Genomic DNA, 17,458 nt, shown 5'->3' on the forward strand with positions numbered 1-17,458 from the left:
CCGATCGTTATCGCGAACATCGTTCTGGTTGCGATCGATGGCCGCTCCTGTGCGCGGACCGTGAGCCTCTCTACCGTTGAGAGCATGGCTTTCACAGCACCCGGACTGACCGAGGACAGCGCCAAGACCGTCGTCGAGACCCTGCAGGAGCGGCTGTCGGCGCTCAACGACCTCCATCTGACCCTCAAGCACATCCACTGGAACGTGGTCGGTACGAACTTCATCGGCGTGCACGAGATGATCGACCCCCAGGTCGAGCTCGTCCGCGGATACGCCGACACCATCGCCGAGCGCATCGCGACCCTGGGCGCGTCGCCGCAGGGCACGGCCAAGGCGATCGAGGAGAAGCGCACCTGGGACGACTACAGCCTGGGTCGGGACACCGTCCAGGCGCACCTGGGTGCGCTCGACCTGGTCTACGTCGGCTTCATCACCTCGCATCGCAACGCGATCGAGACCACCGGCAAGCTCGACCCGGTCACCGAGGACATCCTCATCGGGCAGACCGCCGAGCTGGAGAAGTTCCACTGGTTCGTCCGCGCCCACCTCGAGAGCTACACCGGCGAGCTGTCCAACGCGGGCGCCGACAGCGAGCAGGAAGCCGCGTCGAAGGCTCGCTGAACTGTTCGCATTCCACATCGGTGGATTGCGAATTCACGTCGGTCCTCCGGCGACAACAGAAAACGTACGCTCTCTCCTGCCCGGGAGGCGTCGCTCGCGTGGGCGGTTCGGACACCTGGTCCGAGCCGCCCACGCCAGTCTGTGAGGGACCTGTGAGAAACGGTGTCCCCGTGCATCGTTCGCGATGCGGAACGCGAAGATGTTGCCCGACAGCAGGAGTCGCACCCCTTTCCACAGGGGCCTGTGGAAAGTGTGGATAACATGTTCCTGTGGTGCCGATCACACAGGGGACGCGACGAAGCGTGCCGCGCCCGGCATCACGTCGACTGTGACCGGTGTCACCCCGAACAGTTCGCCGTCGGCCGACACCGGCAGCGCGTCGGCCGACTCCACCGTGATCGACCGGCCTCGGAGGGTGTGCACCCCGCGGTGGCGTACGTGGGTGCCCCGGTAGATGGTCGGGAAGAGGCGCAACAGTCGCCCCCGCGACGAGTGCTCGACGACGGTCACGTCGAGCTGTCCGTCGTCGATCGCGGCGGTCGGACAGATCCGCATCCCGCCCCCGTAGGACGGGGTGTTGCCGATCGCCACCAGGATCGCGTCGAGGTCATGCACCTCGTCGTCGACGGTCAGGCGGATGCGATGGGGCGCCAGCCGGGCGATCTCCGCGATCGCGGCGAGCGGGTAGCGCGCCTGCCCCCGCGGCCACCGCATCGCGACAGCCCGTTCGGTGACGGCAGCGTCCAGTCCGACGGCGGCGACGGTCCCGAACACCATCGACCGGCCACCCGCGCTCAGACGTGCCAGGTCGACCGCGCGGACGTTCCCATCGGCGACGATCGCGGCCGCCGCGGCGACGTCCCCGACGGGTATCCCCAGCGCACGGGCATGATCGTTGCCCGTTCCCGCCGGCATGACGCCGATCGGGACGGCGGAACCGGCGATCGCGTCGAGGGCGCCGGCGATGGTGCCGTCCCCTCCGACGACCACCAGCGCGTCGGTGCCCTCGGCGACCGCCGCCGCGGCCACCCGTCGGGCGTCGTCGGCATCGCTGCCCGATCGCACGTCGACCGACAGCCCGGCGTCCCGCAGCGCCGCGACCGCGGCCTGTGCGGTCTCCGCACCCGCGCCGTGCCGGGAGTGGGGGTTCACCAGCGCGACGACGTCGCGGATCGGCCCGCTCACGGGATGAGCTTCCCGGGGTTCAGCACACCGGCCGGATCGAGGGTCGCCTTGACCGCGCGGAGCACCTGCACCCCGAGGTCGCCGATCTCCTCACCCAGGTACGCGCGGTGGTCGGTGCCGATCGCGTGGTGATGGGTGATGGTCGCCCCCTGGGCCACGATGGCCCGTGACGCCGCCTGCTTCGCGGACTCCCACTGGCCGACCGGATCGTCGTCGTCGAGGCGGTAGACGACGGTGAAGTAGAGCGACGCGGCGGTCGCGTACGTGTGCGAGATGTGGCAGAGCACCAGCGCCGGCGACCCGGACCACGGCCCGTCGTCGGATCCCAGCGCGCCGGTCAGCGCATCGGAGACCGCCGACCGCAGTGCCTCGACCCCGGCCCACGTCGTCGCGGTCTCGAGGGTCTCGCAGCCGACGCCGATCGCCAGGAGCGCGTCGCGCAGGTAGGGCGCGTCGAACCGGCCGTGCGCCCATGCGTCGGCCGGCGCCGCACCGAGATCGGACGCACCCGCCTCGGTCAGCAGCGCCGCGATCCGGGCGCGACGGTCGGCGCAGTCGGACTCGCGGCCCTCGAAGCGCGTGATGACGAGGCAGCCACCCGGGGTGCCGTCGGAGCCGATGGCGTCGGGCGATGCGAGGTTCACCGCGGTCTCCGCCTCGTCGGACATGCGCAGCACGGTGGGGCGGGCGTCGGATCGCGCGACGGTCCGCATGGCGGCCGCACCCGACGCGAAATCGGGGAGACGCCACGCCTGGGAGACGACGGCCTCGGGGACGGGGTGGACGCGCAGGGCCACCTCCGTCACGACCCCGAACGTCCCCTCGGAGCCGAGGACCAGTTGGCGGAGGTCCGGCCCGGCGGCCGATCGCTCCACGGGACCGAGGCGCAGGACGCCGCGCGGGGTGACCAGGGTCAGCCCGACCACCATCTCGTCGAAGCGGCCGTAGCCCGCCGAGGACTGCCCGGACGAGCGGGTCACCGCGAACCCGCCGATGGTGGCGAAGCGGAAACTCTGCGGGAAGTGACCGAGGGACAGTCCGTGTCCGGACAGGAGCTCCTCGGCCCGTGGACCGGTGACGCCGGCGCCGAGGGTGGCGATACGGGAGATCTCGTCGACCTCGACGAGTCTGTCGAAGCGGCGCATGTCGAGCGAGATCACCGCCCGGTGGGCGCCCGCCATCGGCGCGAGTCCCCCGGTCACCGCCGTCCCGCCGCCGTAGGTCACGACCGCCACGTCGTCGTCGGAACACCAGGCGAGCACCGCGGCGACCTCCTCGGTCGACGCGGGGGTCACGACGGCGTCGGGCGCATCCTGGGCGGCCGCGCGGCGTCGGAGGAGATCAGGTGTGCTCCGACCTGCGGCCCGCAGCAGCCGGTCGACCGGGTCGACGGAGACGTTCTCGCGCCCGACGAGTCCGGCGAGGTGTGCCACGTCGTCGTCGGCGAGGCGGGTCGCGGGGACCTCGACGTCCTCGGGCCGCTGTCGGGCGCGTTGGGTGCCGCCGACCCCGAGGGCACCCTGGATGAGGGCGAGCATCCCCTCGGACAGCACGGTCTCCCGATCGGGATCACCCCAGCCGTCCCACCGCATCGGGGGTGCGGGAACCGACGAGAACGAGGACGGCGACGCAATCATGCGTTACAGTTTTACACAACATGTCAACCAGTAATGCGGTTCTCGACGCGGCCCGTCGCTGCCTGGTGCGCAGCGAGGGACGCAAGGTGACCCTCGCCGAGGTGGCCCGCGAGGCGGGGGTCAGTCGGCCCACCGTCTACCGCCACTGGCCGGAGATCTCCGCGGTCATCCGCGATCTGCTCACCCGTGAGCTGGAGAACCTCAGCGCCGCGCATCTCGCGTCGATCGACGACGCGATCGCCCGCCGCTCCGGTGTCCTGGAGGCGATCGTCACGGCCGTCGTCGAGGTGGCCGACGCCGTGACCGCCGACCGACTGTTCGAGATGCTCACCCGCCGACAGCCGGACCTCCTCGCCCCCTACGTCTTCGAGCGGTTCGGGGCGAGCCAGCAGATGGCTCTGGAGAGCCTCGCCTCCCGCCTCGCCGCCGCGCAGCGACTGGAGGCCGTCCGCACCGGTGACCCCGACCGCATCGCGGCCATGGTCATCCTGGTCGTGCAGTCGGCCATCACCGGCCGTGCCACCGTCGCCGCGATCGTCGGCGACGGGTGGGCGACCGAACTATCCCGCGTCGTGCGCGGCTACCTCGCACCCGACAACTGCTCCCCCGCCCCTCCCCGGACCACGGATGGTGACTCCTGATGACGACCCGACGCCCCGACTTCGCCGGCGACCTCGGCCCTCGGCGCCGTGAGACGGACCGACTCACGCTGCGGAGCCGACGTGCGCCCTGGGACGTGCTCGTCGTCGGTGGCGGCGTGACCGGCGTCGGCGTGGCGCTCGACGCCGCGTCCCGCGGACTGTCGGTGGCGCTCGTGGAGGCCCACGACCTGGCGTTCGGCACCTCGCGTTGGAGCAGCAAGCTGGTGCACGGCGGCCTGCGCTACCTCGCCTCGGGTCGTGTCGGGATCGCGTGGGAGAGCGCGGTGGAGCGCAACCACCTGATGACCACCATCGCGCCGCACCTGGTGTCCCCGCTGACCCAGGCCATCCCGATCACCGACCGGGCGGGGTCGATGCTGGTCCACACCGGGCTGGTGTTCGGCGACCTGCTGCGCCGCGGTGCCCGTACCCCGAGGGCGGTGTTGGCGCCGCCGCGTCGGATCCACGCCGACGACCTCGCGCGCATCTGCCCGGCCGTCTCGCTGCAGGGGGTGCACGGCGCGTGGACCTCGCAGGACGGGCAACTGGTCGACGACGCGCGGCTGGTCGTCGCGATCGCGCGGACCGCCGCCGCCCACGGAGCGACCGTCGTCACGGGTGTGCGCGCCGACGAGATCACCGGCCGCGGAGCACGTGTCACCGACTCGGTGACGGGCGAGTCCTTCGACGTCGCCGCCCGCACCGTCGTCAACGCGACCGGGGTGTGGGCCGGGACGGTGGACACCTCGATCGCGGTCCGACCCAGTCGCGGTGCACATCTCGTGGTCCCCGCAGCCCGACTGGGCAACCCGACCGCCGCTCTGACGGTGCCGGTCGCCGGGTCGCGGAGTCGGTTCGTCTTCGCCATCCCCGCGCAGTTGGGGCGCGTGCACATCGGTCTCACCGACACCGACGCCCCCGGCCCGATCCCCGACGTCCCGCTCGCCACCGACGACGACGTCGACTTCATCCTCGACACCATCAACACGGCCCTGGCCCAACCGCTCTCGCGATCCGACGTGGTCGGGACGTACGCCGGTCTCCGGCCGCTGCTCGAGTCCGGCGGCGAGACCGCCGACGTGTCCCGCGAACACTCGGTCACGCGCAACGACGACGGCGTCATCACCGTCGTGGGCGGCAAGTTGACCACCTACCGCCGGATGGCCGCCGACGCGCTCGATCTCGCGCTCGAGCAGGGCGATCTCGACGCACACCCCTGCGTGACCGCCTCCGTCCCGCTGATCGGGGCGCAGGGCCCGCGCAACCGTCGGCTCCCCGCGAGCCTGCTGGCCCGTCACGGCGGCGAGGCGGATCGCGTGGTGGCGATGTCGACGATCGGCGCCCCCCTCGCGCCGATCGCACCGGGGATCGACGTGACCCGTGCGGAGATCGAGTTCGCCGTCGTCGCCGAGGGTGCGCGTGACGCCGACGACGTCCTGCATCGCCGCACGCGGATCGGTCTCGTCGATGCGGACGCCGCCCGCGCCCGGCCGGCTGTCGTGCACATCCTCGATCAGATCGGCGCCGCCCACACCGCGTGACGCCGGTGGGTCACCAGCCCATGCCGCGCAGTTCGCCGGCGAGGCGGTCGAGGTGGGTGTCCTCCACGTCGAGGTGCGGACTGATCCGCAGCACCGATCGCTCCCGTGTCGTCAGCGGCGCACGCCAGGAGTCGGCGGCGGTCACCAGGATGCCCCGTGAGCGCAGCGTCTCGCGTGCCGCCGCGACGTCCGCATCCTGCCAGCCCGGCGGTGGCGCGAGCGTCGTGATGGCCGACGGCTCGTCGAGCGGCTCGATGACCTCCCAGCTGCCGACACCGTCGAGCCTGGTGCGGGTGTACTCGCCGATCGCGGCCAGCTCACGGCGGACCCGCTCGAGCCCGTAACTCTGCAACTCCTGCACGGCCGTACCGAAACCGATGCGTCCGGCGATGAACGCCTCGCTGCTCTCGATCTCCACCGGTCGCAACGAGTCGTCGCTGACCGACAGGAACCCGACACCACGCGGGCCGGCCAGCCACTTGCGGCTGGTGCCGTAGACGATGTCCGCGCCGGTGACGCAGTCGACGTGCCCGATGGCCTGCGCGGCGTCGACGACCACCGGAACCCCCACGCGGTGGGCGAGTTCGACGATCTTCGCCGTCGGCTGGACGATCCCGCTCAGCGAGCCGATGTGGCACACGTGGATGACGTCGGGCTGCTCGAACTGCAGCATGTTCTCCAACGCATCGGTGTTCACCCGACCGGTGCCGTCCGTCGACGGCATGGTGTGCACGGAGTAACCGCGGCGTTCGAACTGGTCGAGGTTGGGTCCGTACTCCGTCGGGCACACCCAGACCGTCGCCGGCACGGGCATCGTCCAGTACGTCAGCAGCGCCCGCAGCGCGGAGAGCGCGCTCTCACGGAAGGCGATCCCGGCGGGTGCGTGCCCGACCATCGCGGCGAGATCGCGCCGCGCACGGTCGAGGCGTTCGGCGGACTGCTCGGCGGCGACATAGGCGCCACGGGCGGACTCGCGCCAGAGGTGTGCCGTGACCTCACCGATGACGGCGTCGGACGACCGGGAGGCGGCCGCGGAGTCGAGATGGACGATGTCGGGGGCGACGCGCGAGCGGTGCCACAGCTCCCCGAGCTCGCTGATGTACATGACCCGCCTCTCCGCCATCGACCGCGGTGTCACCGTACCGCCGCACATCCGAGGGGAACCGGTCAGCCGTCCACTGCGTCGAATGGATGTGGAGCCCGCTCACCTCGACACCCCCGGCACCGTGACCGACCCGCACACCCCGGGCCTCGTCTACTCCTTCGGCGACGGCGACGGGACCGTCCACACCTGGACGTCCGCGGCCGATCGGGACCTGTCGGGCGACGGTGTGCCCGACGCGCTCACGCTCGACTTCGACGGGGACGGCCGCCGCGACGACGTGATGTGGGACAGCGACGGTGACGGCCGGGCCGATCTCGCCGGACTCGACGTCGACGACACCGGGGTCGGCCGGTACTACTCGGACACCGGTCGCGGGCTGTGGGATCACCGCGTCCACGACGTCGCACCGTCGCCGGCACCGCCGGTACACGCGGAACCTGCACCGCCGGAACCGACCTCACCCGACGGCGTGGGGTTGGTGTTCCCGGCCGGGTCGGAGTCGACGCCGGTCCGCGTCCTGCTCGACCTCGACGGCGACGAGGTGGTGGACGCGGCCCTCGCCGACGTCGATGCCGACGGAGTGGCCGATCGGTGGCTCGTCCGGGGTGACGCCGACTTCACCACCGCCGGCGGCCGGGAGGACCAACCCCTCAGGTCGGCAGGCGGTCGCCGGGAGGAGCGGGGGTGACGACGGTGGCGCGCGGCTCGGGGACATGCCGCGGATGGACGACCCGGACGACGACGATCCCGACGCCGTAGAGGATCGCGCCTGCGACGGGCAGCATCGGTGAGCGACCGTCGGGGGCGACGGTGAGTGCGGCGACGGTGACCGCGGCGACGTAGGCGACGTTGAACACCGCGTCCTGGACGGAGAAGACCTGCCCCCGGACGGCGTCGTCGGTGTCGAGCTGCATCGCCGCGTCGCCGCACAGCTTCGCCATCTGCCCGATCAGGCCGAGCACCAGCGCCGCCACGCAGATGACGACGGTGTCGAACGAGATCAGCGACACCTCCGCGCACAGGCCGACACCGAGCGCGAGGAACAGGGTGCTCCGACGTCCGATCCGCGCGATCGACACCGGTGTCACCACCGCCGCGGCCACCAGGCCGACGGCGGTGAGCGTCGCCACCACGCCGATCCCGGCCAGTCCGCCGGTGGAGTCGGCGTGCCGCGCGAGCACCAACAACATGAGGGTGTTGAGCCCGAACACCAGCCGGTGCGCGCCGATCGCGGACAGCGCCGCGAGGACCGTCGGGGCGCGGACGACAGCACGTGCCCCGTGGGCGAATCCGACGGCGACGGCCCGCATGACGGTGCCGGTCGGATGCGCCGGTGAGACGTGCGCGCCGTCGGTGTCGGGATGGTCGGGGCCGAGCGCGAGACGACCGAACCCGATCGCGATCGCCGCCGCGACGACGGCGAGGGAGGCCGCGGTGATCGTCGTTGCGGCACTGCCGACGTTGTCCGAACCGAACATCGCGCGGAGTCCGAGCGCGAGACCTGCGCCGACCGCGAGCGCACCGGAACCGATGGTGGTGAAGACCGCGTTGGTGGTGACGAGCCGCTCGCGGAGCGCGACATGCGGCAGCGCCGCGGACAGACCGGACGCGACGAACCGGCTCGCGCCGGTGACGGTGAGGGCGGCGGCCAGCACCGCGTAGTCGGGAGCGCCCAGGGCGATGGTCGCGGCGGCGAGGCAGATCAGCAGTCCGCGCAGCAGGTTGGCCCAGATCAGCACCATGCGCCGATCCCACCGATCGAGCAGGGCGCCCGCGAACGGTCCGATGACCGAGTACGGCAGGAGGAGTACGGCGAGACCGCCGGCGACGGCCAGCGGATCGGCGTGACGTTCGGGGTTGAACAGGATGGCCCCGCCGAGCGCGGCCTGGAACAGTCCGTCGGTGAGCTGGCTGCTGATGCGCACGGCGAGCAGACGCCCGGCGAAGGGACGTGCGCACAGTGCACGAACAGCGTTCACGCACACGAGCGTACGGACTGTTCCCGCACCCGTGAGCTGTGAGATCGACGATGTGACGAGGTCGGTGAGCACGTCGGTCGGCACCGTCAAGCGACGGCGGCGCGACGCTGGTGCGTGCCACAATGAGGCGGTGCCGACGCCTCCCGATCCCGAGCACCAGGGTCCCGAGTACCGGGGCCCGGACGACATGGTGTCGGCGAACCGGGTCCGCGCGGGAAGCCTCCTCGTCGCGTCGACGACGCTCACCGAGCCGACCTTCCGTCGCACCGTCATCTACATCGTCGAGCACAACGACGCCGGCAGCCTCGGGGTCGTCGTCAACCGGATGAGTCAGACCGCGGTGCACAACCTGCTCCCCCGCTGGACGGATCTCTCGGCATCACCGCGGGCGGTGTTCATCGGCGGACCGGTGAAGCAGGACGCGGCTCTGTGTCTGGGCGTGGTCCGCCGCGGTGTCGACGTGGCCGCGGTCGGCGGACTGAGACCGGTCGACGGCCGCGTCGTCCTCGTCGACCTCGACGCCGACCCCGAGGAGCTGTCCGAGGTGCTCGACGGTCTGCGGATCTTCGCCGGCTACTCCGGGTGGGGCATCGGCCAGTTGGAGGACGAACTGCGGCGCGACTCCTGGCTCGTCGGTTCCGCCCTCCCCGGTGACCTGCTGGCGTCGGCACAGACCGACGTCTTCGCCTCGGTGCTCCGCCGCCAGCCCTGGCCGCTCCCCCTCCTTGCCACCCACCCCATCGACGTCGACCGGAACTGACCGTCCGAGCGTTCCGCGGAACGCTCAGGCCGCGGCTGGGAGTGTGGCCGCTTGTGCTCGTCGCCACGCCCAGGCGGCGTGGAGGACTTCGGTGGTGTAGCCGAGTTCCAGTCGGCCGCCGTTGATGGTGGTCAGCCCATCAGGGGCGATGTGCGGGTCGGGTCGCCACCCGATGGGTGTGCTGGTGGGTGGGGAATCGGGCAGCAGCGACCCGTCAGGGCTGTGGAACGAGAACAGTTGATGGCCGCGGGCGACGATCCCGAACTCCCCGCGGTGCAACGCCCGGTGATGCGCCGAGCACAACAGCACGATGTTGTCCGGGTCGGTGGTGCCGCCCTCGCGCCAGAACCGCACATGGTGGGCGTGCAGGTGGCGGGTCCGTCCACAGCCGGGATGGCGGCAGCCGCGATCGCGTTCGAACACCAGCCGCAGCAGCCGCCGGGTGGGCAGTCGGCGTTTGCGCCCCCACCGCAACACCACCCCGCCACGAGTCCCGCCGCGCCGAGGGGCGTCGACGACGTGACGGGTGGAGCCACCGCAGGACGCCTCGTCGACATCGGCGTCGTCGAGGGCGGGCCCGCTGTCGAGGTGGGCGTCGGCGTCGTCGGCGGTGTGGACGACGATCTCGGCGCCGGGCACGAACTCGGGGACGGTGACGATGTCGGCGACGGTGTCGGCCATCGCGACCACCGCCCCGGCGATGTCGGTGGGGACCCCGCGCCACAGATCCGCCCGTGCCGGCGGTTCCCCCGGGTCACCGTGGGTCACTGTGCTGACGGTGGGGACGGGGATGTCCGGGTCGTCGTGGGTGCGGGTGCGTTCGTACTCCGCGCGGGTGACCCCGGCGAGGAACCGCGCGCCGTCCAGCGGCGCCAGACGCACGGACACCGACAGGCTGCCGTCGTCGTTCCACCGCCACCGGCCTCGCGAGGTGATCACCCCTGCTGCCTCCTCGTCGTCGCGGCGGTCGATGTGGCGCAGCGACCGGACGAGGCGTTCCACCTGTGCCGCGGTCGCCGAGAGTGCGACATTGCGCAACTCCTCCTCCCGCTCGGGTGTGGCCACACGGGTCAGGGCCCGGATCTTCGAATACGACAACATGCCTCGGGCGAAAGCCTCGTGCAGCAGAGGAAGGTCGGTCAGCGCGTGCGCCACCCGCAGGTGGTCCTGGGCGGTGCGCTGCGACATCCCCACCCGCCACGACAACCAGTGCGCGCACGAGGCGATCCCGTCACCCGACCAGCCGTGGCGGGTGTCGAACGCGACCAGCAGATCGAAGAAGCGGGCCGTGAGGGCCGCGATCTGACCGGCGTACCCGACGATCCGCTCACCCAACTGCGCCTCACTGAGCGTCTCGACCGGAACGTCGTCGAACATCGACGGTCCCACACCGTCGACCGCGCGCAGATCCATCACCGACATGACTCCCCCTGACCCGAGATCTGTCCCCACTGTACGAACGTGCACCGACAATCCCGGCGTTCCGCGGAACGCTCGCCAAGCGGTCTCCCAGTGATCTCCAAGAGGGTCGTCGCACCGTGGTCCCACACACCGACCACGGAGGATCCATGACCACCAGTTCCGCCCCCGCCGCCGATCTCGACCTGCTCGGCATGCAGGTCGCCCACCGCGGCATGCTCGCCGATTCCGACCGGTTCGCGACGATGCTCACCGCCATCGGCGATGGTGCGGCCTGCTCGCGTCGCCGCGCGACCGCCATCGGCGCCTATCTGACCGACTTCGCCGACTCGATCCATCACCACCACACCGTCGAGGACGACGTGCTGTGGCCGCTGATCGTCGACGCCGTCGGCGATGCGGTCGACCTGTCGGACCTCACCGAGGACCACGACAGCCTCGATCCCCTGCTCGACCGGTTGCGCACGCTGACGACTCGATTCGTCGCCTCGTTCCGCACGGACGATCCCGACCCGTCGACCGCGGCCGGTCTCGGCGCGCTGCTGCGTCGACTGCACACGCTCCTCGACGACCACATCGCCGAGGAGGAGCGCGTGGTGTTCCCGATCATCCGGGCGCACCTGACGCCCGAGGCCTGGGCGTCTGTGGAGGAGACGGCGCGCAAGGGCGGCAAGCTCGGGTTCGAGTTCCCCCGCTTCCTCACCCACACCACGCCCGACGAGCTCGACCGCGCACTCGCCGACGGTGGGATCGGGCTGCGACTGATGCTGTCGGTGGTGAAGGCGACCGCCGGGCGCGCCTTCGCGCGACGGGAACTGATCATCGCCGGCATGTGAGCTGGTGTGCCACCGTGGTGGCATGCGCAGTCACGACGTCGAGGTGGTGTCGTTCCTCGTCTCCCCGCGGCACGCCTACTTCGGTCGACCGAAGGACGGCGCCGCGGGCGACGTCGAGACGGCCACCCCCGCCGTCGTCGAGGTGATCGCCGACAAGGGGATCCGCGGCGACCGCTTCTTCGGCGTCCGCGCGCACACCGAAGCGGCCGTCACGTTCCTGGCGCTCGAGGCGTGGGAGGCGGCCGCCGGCGACGCCGACCCGCATCTGGCCCGCCGCAACGTGATGACCCGCGGCCTCGAGCTCGATCCGCTGCGTGGGGTCGAGTTCACCCTCGACACCGGTGACGGCCCCGTTCGCTTCCGCGGCGGGCGGCCCGCGCACCCGTGTTCGTGGATGGACACGATGGCCGGCGACGGCACCCGCAAGGCGCTGATCGGCCGGGGTGGGCTCCGCGCGCAACCGCTCTCGTCGGGGGTGTTACGCATCGGGCCCGCTGTGCTCACCTGCGATGTGGACCTCGACCCCGCTCGCGCGGCGGATCAGGTGCGCCGGGCCCAACCGATCTGAGCCGACGCACCGTCACGGGTCGAGGATCTTGCCTGGGTTCAACAGGTTCAGCGGGTCCAGGGCGGTCTTGATGGCGGCCATCACGCCGCACGCCGATCCGTGCTCGGCCCCGAGGTACTTCTTCTTGGCCAGGCCAATGCCGTGCTCACCTGTCGCGGTACCGCCGACGGACAGCGCGTGTGCGACGACCGCGTCGGAGAAACGACGGGCACGATCGAGCGTGCCACCCGAATTCGGCACCACCACATGGACGTTGCCGTCACCGATGTGCCCCGCTGTCGTCACCGACAACCCCATGTCCGCGGCGACGCGATGTGCGTGGGCGACTGCGCCGACGATCTCCGAGAACGGGATCGCGGTGTCGGTCACCAGGAATCGGTGACCGGGATGGGCGGCCTTGATGGCCCAGAACAGTCGGTGGCGGTCCTGCCACAGACTCTCCCGATCGGTGGCCGTCTCTGCCCGCTGCGCATCGATCATCCCGCGGTCGGCGGCGATCGCCTCGACCGCGTCGAGGAGTTCGGTGCGCGCTGCCGTCGATGTCGCCTCCACGTCGACGCTCGGGAAAGCCAAGCGCACCGAACCGGCAGCGTCGGGGACGGGATGTAGACGCAGCGTCACCTCGGTGATCACCCCGAGCGTTCCCGCGGAGCCGATCATCAGATCCTTGAGGTCGTAACCGCTGCTGGTCTTAGCTACAGCGCGGCCGAATCGATGGACCGACCCGTCGGCCATTACTGCTTGCAGCGCCAGCACGTTGGGACGCATCCCGCCGTATCGGACGCTGGTTGCCCCGCTGGCATTGGTGGCTGCCATGCCACCGAGGGTGGCGTCCGCCCCGGGATCGACCGGGAAGTGGACTCCGTGCGGTGCGAGCGCACGGCCGAGCCGGCTGCGCGTGACGCCCGGCTGCACGACAGCGGTGAAGTCGGACGGTGACACCGCGACGATGTCGGCCATCTCGGTGAGATCGAGCATGATCTCGTCCCCGAGTGCGAGCAGGTGGCCTTCCAGGCTGGTACCCGCGCCGACGGGGATGATCGGAACCCGCGCACCGCTAGCCCACCGCACACAGTCGACGACATCGGACGTGGTGTGGGCGTGGACGACTGCGCGAGGCATGCGGCCTGGCATGCCGGTCTCGTCGCGGGTGAACGCCTCACGCACCGACAGGCGCGTATCGGTGCGTGAGGCGAGATCCCGAGGGAGGGTGACGGTCACCGGTCGTCGCGCTCGAGGATGGTGGTCACCAGCATGGTGTGGTCGGAATGGCGTTGCCGTACCGACCATCCGAGCTCGTCGAACGCCGACGTGTACTCGTCGTCGCGCCAGAGACGCACGCCGGTGGCGGCGTGGTAGATCTCGTACGTCGGTGAGAACCACGGTTGCTGAGTCCACAGCGGTGCCCGCATGTCGATTCCGTCACCGATCACCACCCGGCGGAGGTTGGGGAACCACCGCATCCACCCCTGCAGCACCGCCTTGATGCCACCCCCGTCGCTGGCGAGCTGGTGGAGCAGGAAGAACGACATGGCGGTGGTCACCGCATCGCAGTCGAGCTCGTCGAGCCATGTGGGACGGTCCTCGGTCGACTGGACGGACCCGGTCAGCAGAGAGATCCGCTGCGACAGTCCACGTGCCGCCACATCGGCAGTGGCATCGGCGATGACACCGGCCTCGATGTCCACTCCGACGAATCGCTCGTCGGGTGCCAGCGCGGACAGCAGCGCGATGCGCCCCGCGTCGGCACAACCGAGATCGACGGTGACACCGGGGGTGTCGGATGCGATCGCGCCGCCGACCGCGGCGAGGATCTCCGGTCGCCGCCTCGCGATGTCGGTGCACCCCCGCGCGACGTTGTCCGGCTCGGTCGCCGCGGGGATGTGGTGATCGTTCCGGGCATCCGACAGCTGCCGGAAGGTGGGTTCCCATCCGCGGACGGCGACGCGCACGAAGCCACGGTGGGCGGCCACGTCGTGTCCGGCGGTGGTGAGCGCCAGCGTGTCGTCGCGAGCTGCCAGCAGTCCCGCGCGGATCAGTCCGTCGGCGACGACCTGCTCCATCCGTGTGGCCGCCCGGACCGGCGCACCGTCGAGGAGGTCGGTCCACCAGCCCCAGTCGTCGGCCGCGACGACGAGGTGGCCGGCGGTCTGACCCTCGACGATGTCGCGGATCGACGTCGCGTCAGGTGTGACGGCCGTGGTGATCGGTTCGGTGGTGGTCATGGTGTCTCCTTCGTGGTGCAGGCGATGGCCTGTAACTCGATGAGCAACCCGTCGATGGGCAGCGTCGTGATGGTGGTGGTGCGAGCGGGAGCGCTCGCGACCCCGGCGCCGCTGCCGAGGAAGAATCGGGTGAACGCCGCGTTCCACGCGGCGAAATGGATCCGATCGGACAGGAAGCACTCGAGGCGCAGCACCCCGTGCCGAGACGACCCGTGCTCGGAGAGAACGTCGTCGAGCTGGGCGAGCACGTCCAGGCACTGACCGTCGAAGTCCGGCAGACGCGGTGTCATCGTCGCGGTGTCGACGGATGCGAGACCCGATGTGATCACCAGGTCGTCGTGGAGGCGTGCGCGTGGGAACACGGGTGCGGTCGACGTCACCGGTTCACCCCGATGATCCGGTCGGCGGTGATCGCCGCGATGTCCGGGGCACCGGCGAGCGTCATCAGCACACGCAACTCGGCGGTGACGAGGTCCAGGACCCGTGCGACGCCGGCCCGCCCGCCTGCGGCGAGACCGTAGATCGCCGAGCGTCCGAGGATCACTGCGTCGGCACCGAGGGCGAGCGCGACGAAAACATCTGCGCCGCTCCGGAATCCGCTGTCGACGAAGACTGGGACCTCGGCGCCGACGGTGCTCCGGACCGCCGGCAGCATCCCCAGACTGGCCGGGGCGGGATCCACCTGGCGTCCGCCGTGGTTGGAGACGACGACCGCGCAGGCCCCGGCCTCCACGGCCCGCCGGGCGGCTGCGGGTGTCAGGATGCCCTTCGCGATCCACGGCAGGCGGAAGGCGCTCGCAGCACGTTGCAACTGCGCCCAGTCCCAGGCGGACTCGCCGTTGCCCATCAGGCGACCCATCACCTCGGCGACGCGCGGTCCGTCGTCGGCGAACGTGGGGACGTTGCCGCTGAACGGCGACAGATCCGGGGAGAACCGGTTACGCATGTTGCGCGTACGGAACCCCCCGATCGGACAGTCGACGGTCACGCAGAGGGCGTCGTATCCCGCGGCGGCGATCCGGTCGGCGACGTCCTCGGCTCCAGCGAACGGGTGGAGCTGCGCGATCCGCGCACCGGCTGGTGCGGCGGCGCGCACGTCCTCGTAGGAGTAGCTGCCGGCCTCGGGTGCGATGTCGACCACACCGACGTCCTGCGCCGCACGCGCGACCGCGAGGTGACCGTCGGGATGGAACAGGGTGTCGCCCCCGAACGGTGCGGTGAGCAGCGGCGCTGCGAGATCGATCCCCACGAGCGAGGTGCGGGTGTCCGGGGTGCTGACCCCCGACATCGGGTCCGGCAGAACAGCCCAGCGCGAGAAAGCCTCTCGGTTCGCCGCGAGGGTGGCCTCGGCACCCGCGCCACCCTCGAGGAAGTCGGCGACATCGGCGGGGAGCACACCGAGTGCCGTCTGGTGGATCTCGTCGAGGGAGCCGAAGTCGACGGTGGTGGGGTACATCGTGTCCGTCACGGGGCTCATCCCTGCGCGGCCGCGAGGGCCGGGTCGTCGGATGTCAGGGCTGTGCTCCGTGCCGGTGCATGCCTGCGGGACCAGGCGAAGAACACGGTCAACCCGACCGCGCTCCACACGGCGAATCGTGCCCAGGTGAGCCCGTCGAGCGTCGTGAGCAGCCACACGCAGCCGGCGATCGCCAGGACGGGTACCACCGGCATCAGCGGCACACGGAAACTGCGGGGCGTGTCAGGTGCGCGGTGGCGCAAAACCATCACGCCCAGCGCCACCGCGGCGAAGGCGAACAGTGCGCCGATGTTGACGAGTTCGGCGACCGTGTCGATGGGAAGGAGGCCGGCGATCACTGCTCCGACGACCCCGAGCAGGATGCCGAGACGGCGCGGGGCGCCGCGCGACGAGGTGGCCGAGAGGCCGCGCGGCAGCATCCCATCCCGGCACATGGCGAAGACGAGGCGCGTCTGCCCGTAGAAGAGCATCAGCAGGCCCTTGGTGAGTGCGATCACCGACGCGACGAGGATGACGTCGCCGATCCACCCCGCTCCGACCGCCTCGAGTGCGGTGGCGACCGGGGCCTCGTTGTCCAGCGAGGTGTACGGCGCGACCCCGGTGAGAACCGCCGAGACCGCGACATAGAGCACCGTCGCGACGACGACGGATCCGATGATGCCCCAGGGCATGTCACGCCCGGGCCGCTTGGTCTCCTCCGCCGAGGTGGCGACGATGTCGAATCCCAGGTAGGCGAAGAACGCAAGCGCCGCACCACCTGCGACACCGTTGACGCCGAAGGGTGCGAACGGCGTCCAGTGGCCGGTGGTGATGTGCGGTGCGCCGATGACCACGACCAGGACGAGCACCCCGATGGTGACCACGACGAGTGTCTTCACCACCGCGGCGGTCATCCGGACGTCGAGGACGAGGATTCCGACGATCACCGCGATGACCGCGACCGCGGGCACGTTGATCACCCCACCTGCGGACGGGCCCGCGGTGATCGCCGTCGGCAGGGTCACGCCGAACAGGGACTTCAGGGTCGCGGTGAACAGCCCGGACCAGCCGATCGCGACGGCCGATCCGGCGACCACCAACTCCAGCAACAGGTTCCAGCCGACCATGAATCCCGGTCCCTCACCCATGGAGTGGCGGGTGTAGGTGTAGGCGCTGCCCGATTGCGGTGTCATCGAGGCCAGTTCGCTGTAGCAGAGCGCGACGAGTACGCAGATGACCCCGGCGAGGACGAATGACAGCATGATCGCCGGACCCGCCTTGGTCGCGGCGGCGACGCCTGTGGTGACGAAGATGCCCGCACCGACGATGGCGCCGACGCCCATCGCCACGAGGTCGAGACGACCCAGGCGGCGGTGCAGCGACGGTGCCCCCGTCGGGGGAACGGTGTCAGGGGTGGACGTGTGGGACATGAGGGCCTCGTGATCGATCGGGCGGGCGGATTCGCGGGTGCGGCGATGGACCCGA

General features: G+C 70.9%; 17 protein-coding genes. 7 read left to right on the plus strand and 10 right to left on the minus strand.

Annotation, left to right across the window (positions count from 1 at the left end; genetic code table 11):
- Positions 1 to 84: 84 nt before the first annotated feature.
- Positions 85 to 621, plus strand: a complete 537-nt coding sequence (locus ACXVUM_RS07375) for a Dps family protein (protein ID WP_458521176.1) — start codon at positions 85 to 87, stop codon at positions 619 to 621.
- Between the two features lie 279 nt (positions 622 to 900).
- Here the strand turns inward: ACXVUM_RS07375 and ACXVUM_RS07380 are convergent, their stop codons facing one another.
- Positions 901 to 1,806 (minus strand): diacylglycerol kinase, encoded by a 906-nt coding sequence (locus tag ACXVUM_RS07380; RefSeq protein ID WP_458521177.1) that lies wholly within the window; start codon positions 1,804 to 1,806, stop codon positions 901 to 903.
- Positions 1,803 to 3,443 (minus strand): FAD-binding oxidoreductase, encoded by a 1,641-nt coding sequence (locus tag ACXVUM_RS07385; RefSeq protein WP_458521178.1) that lies wholly within the window; start codon positions 3,441 to 3,443, stop codon positions 1,803 to 1,805. The genes ACXVUM_RS07380 and ACXVUM_RS07385 overlap by 4 nt, the downstream gene beginning before the upstream one ends.
- Before the next feature lie 20 nt (positions 3,444 to 3,463).
- On the opposite strand from ACXVUM_RS07385, the gene ACXVUM_RS07390 reads away from it, so the two are divergent.
- Both ACXVUM_RS07390 and ACXVUM_RS07395 read left to right on the plus strand, forming a co-directional pair.
- Positions 3,464 to 4,084 (plus strand): TetR/AcrR family transcriptional regulator, encoded by a 621-nt coding sequence (locus ACXVUM_RS07390; protein ID WP_458521179.1) that lies wholly within the window; start codon positions 3,464 to 3,466, stop codon positions 4,082 to 4,084.
- Positions 4,084 to 5,625: a glycerol-3-phosphate dehydrogenase/oxidase gene (locus ACXVUM_RS07395; RefSeq protein WP_458521180.1), complete on the plus strand. Its 1,542-nt coding sequence runs from the start codon at positions 4,084 to 4,086 to the stop codon at positions 5,623 to 5,625. Before ACXVUM_RS07390 ends, ACXVUM_RS07395 begins: the two co-directional genes overlap by 1 nt.
- Before the next feature lie 10 nt (positions 5,626 to 5,635).
- Here ACXVUM_RS07395 and ACXVUM_RS07400 read toward each other — a convergent pair whose 3' ends face one another.
- Entirely contained in the window at positions 5,636 to 6,730 is a 1,095-nt protein-coding gene (locus tag ACXVUM_RS07400) for an aminotransferase class V-fold PLP-dependent enzyme (protein WP_458522813.1), read from the minus strand.
- A gap of 82 nt (positions 6,731 to 6,812) precedes the next feature.
- Between ACXVUM_RS07400 and ACXVUM_RS07405 the strand changes: the two genes are divergently transcribed.
- Positions 6,813 to 7,418 carry a hypothetical protein gene (locus ACXVUM_RS07405; protein ID WP_458521181.1) on the plus strand — a complete coding sequence of 202 codons (606 nt, stop codon included), beginning with the start codon at positions 6,813 to 6,815 and terminating at the stop codon, positions 7,416 to 7,418.
- Here the strand turns inward: ACXVUM_RS07405 and ACXVUM_RS07410 are convergent.
- Positions 7,381 to 8,709: an MFS transporter gene (locus ACXVUM_RS07410; protein ID WP_458521182.1), complete on the minus strand. Its 1,329-nt coding sequence runs from the start codon at positions 8,707 to 8,709 to the stop codon at positions 7,381 to 7,383. The two genes, ACXVUM_RS07405 and ACXVUM_RS07410, sit on opposite strands and share 38 nt — an antisense overlap.
- Positions 8,710 to 8,896: 187 nt before the next feature.
- Here ACXVUM_RS07410 and ACXVUM_RS07415 point away from each other — a divergent pair, with 187 nt between their 5' ends.
- On the plus strand, positions 8,897 to 9,469 hold the full coding sequence (locus ACXVUM_RS07415; protein ID WP_458522814.1) for a YqgE/AlgH family protein: 573 nt from the start codon (positions 8,897 to 8,899) through the stop codon (positions 9,467 to 9,469).
- A 24-nt stretch (positions 9,470 to 9,493) separates the two neighbouring features.
- Here ACXVUM_RS07415 and ACXVUM_RS07420 read toward each other — a convergent pair whose 3' ends face one another.
- The gene (locus ACXVUM_RS07420) at positions 9,494 to 10,891 is read right to left on the minus strand and encodes an HNH endonuclease (RefSeq protein ID WP_458521183.1); all 1,398 of its coding nucleotides are present in this window, start codon (positions 10,889 to 10,891) and stop codon (positions 9,494 to 9,496) included.
- A gap of 146 nt (positions 10,892 to 11,037) precedes the next feature.
- Between ACXVUM_RS07420 and ACXVUM_RS07425 the strand changes: the two genes are divergently transcribed.
- Together ACXVUM_RS07425 and ACXVUM_RS07430 are read left to right on the plus strand one after the other, a co-directional pair.
- Entirely contained in the window at positions 11,038 to 11,724 is a 687-nt protein-coding gene (locus ACXVUM_RS07425; RefSeq protein WP_458521184.1) for a hemerythrin domain-containing protein, read from the plus strand.
- A gap of 22 nt (positions 11,725 to 11,746) precedes the next feature.
- Positions 11,747 to 12,292 carry a molybdenum cofactor biosysynthesis protein gene (locus ACXVUM_RS07430; protein ID WP_458521185.1) on the plus strand — a complete coding sequence of 182 codons (546 nt, stop codon included), beginning with the start codon at positions 11,747 to 11,749 and terminating at the stop codon, positions 12,290 to 12,292.
- Between the two features lie 12 nt (positions 12,293 to 12,304).
- Here ACXVUM_RS07430 and ACXVUM_RS07435 read toward each other — a convergent pair whose 3' ends face one another.
- Genes ACXVUM_RS07435 through ACXVUM_RS07455 form a run of 5 tightly spaced genes read right to left on the minus strand, consistent with a single transcriptional unit; the run spans position 12,305 to position 17,403 of the window.
- On the minus strand, positions 12,305 to 13,513 hold the full coding sequence (locus ACXVUM_RS07435; protein WP_458521186.1) for an FAD-binding oxidoreductase: 1,209 nt from the start codon (positions 13,511 to 13,513) through the stop codon (positions 12,305 to 12,307).
- Positions 13,510 to 14,517: a hypothetical protein gene (locus ACXVUM_RS07440; RefSeq protein ID WP_458521187.1), complete on the minus strand. Its 1,008-nt coding sequence runs from the start codon at positions 14,515 to 14,517 to the stop codon at positions 13,510 to 13,512. The genes ACXVUM_RS07435 and ACXVUM_RS07440 overlap by 4 nt, the downstream gene beginning before the upstream one ends.
- The gene (locus tag ACXVUM_RS07445) at positions 14,514 to 14,897 is read right to left on the minus strand and encodes a RidA family protein (RefSeq protein ID WP_458521188.1); all 384 of its coding nucleotides are present in this window, start codon (positions 14,895 to 14,897) and stop codon (positions 14,514 to 14,516) included. The genes ACXVUM_RS07440 and ACXVUM_RS07445 overlap by 4 nt, the downstream gene beginning before the upstream one ends.
- Positions 14,894 to 15,994, minus strand: coding sequence for an alpha-hydroxy acid oxidase (locus ACXVUM_RS07450; protein WP_458521189.1), 1,101 nt, complete (start codon positions 15,992 to 15,994; stop codon positions 14,894 to 14,896). The genes ACXVUM_RS07445 and ACXVUM_RS07450 overlap by 4 nt, the downstream gene beginning before the upstream one ends.
- Positions 15,991 to 17,403 (minus strand): amino acid permease, encoded by a 1,413-nt coding sequence (locus ACXVUM_RS07455; RefSeq protein WP_458521190.1) that lies wholly within the window; start codon positions 17,401 to 17,403, stop codon positions 15,991 to 15,993. The genes ACXVUM_RS07450 and ACXVUM_RS07455 overlap by 4 nt, the downstream gene beginning before the upstream one ends.
- Between the last annotated feature and the right edge of the window lie 55 nt (positions 17,404 to 17,458).

The sequence above is a fragment of the Williamsia sp. SKLECPSW1 genome (genome assembly GCF_054332755.1).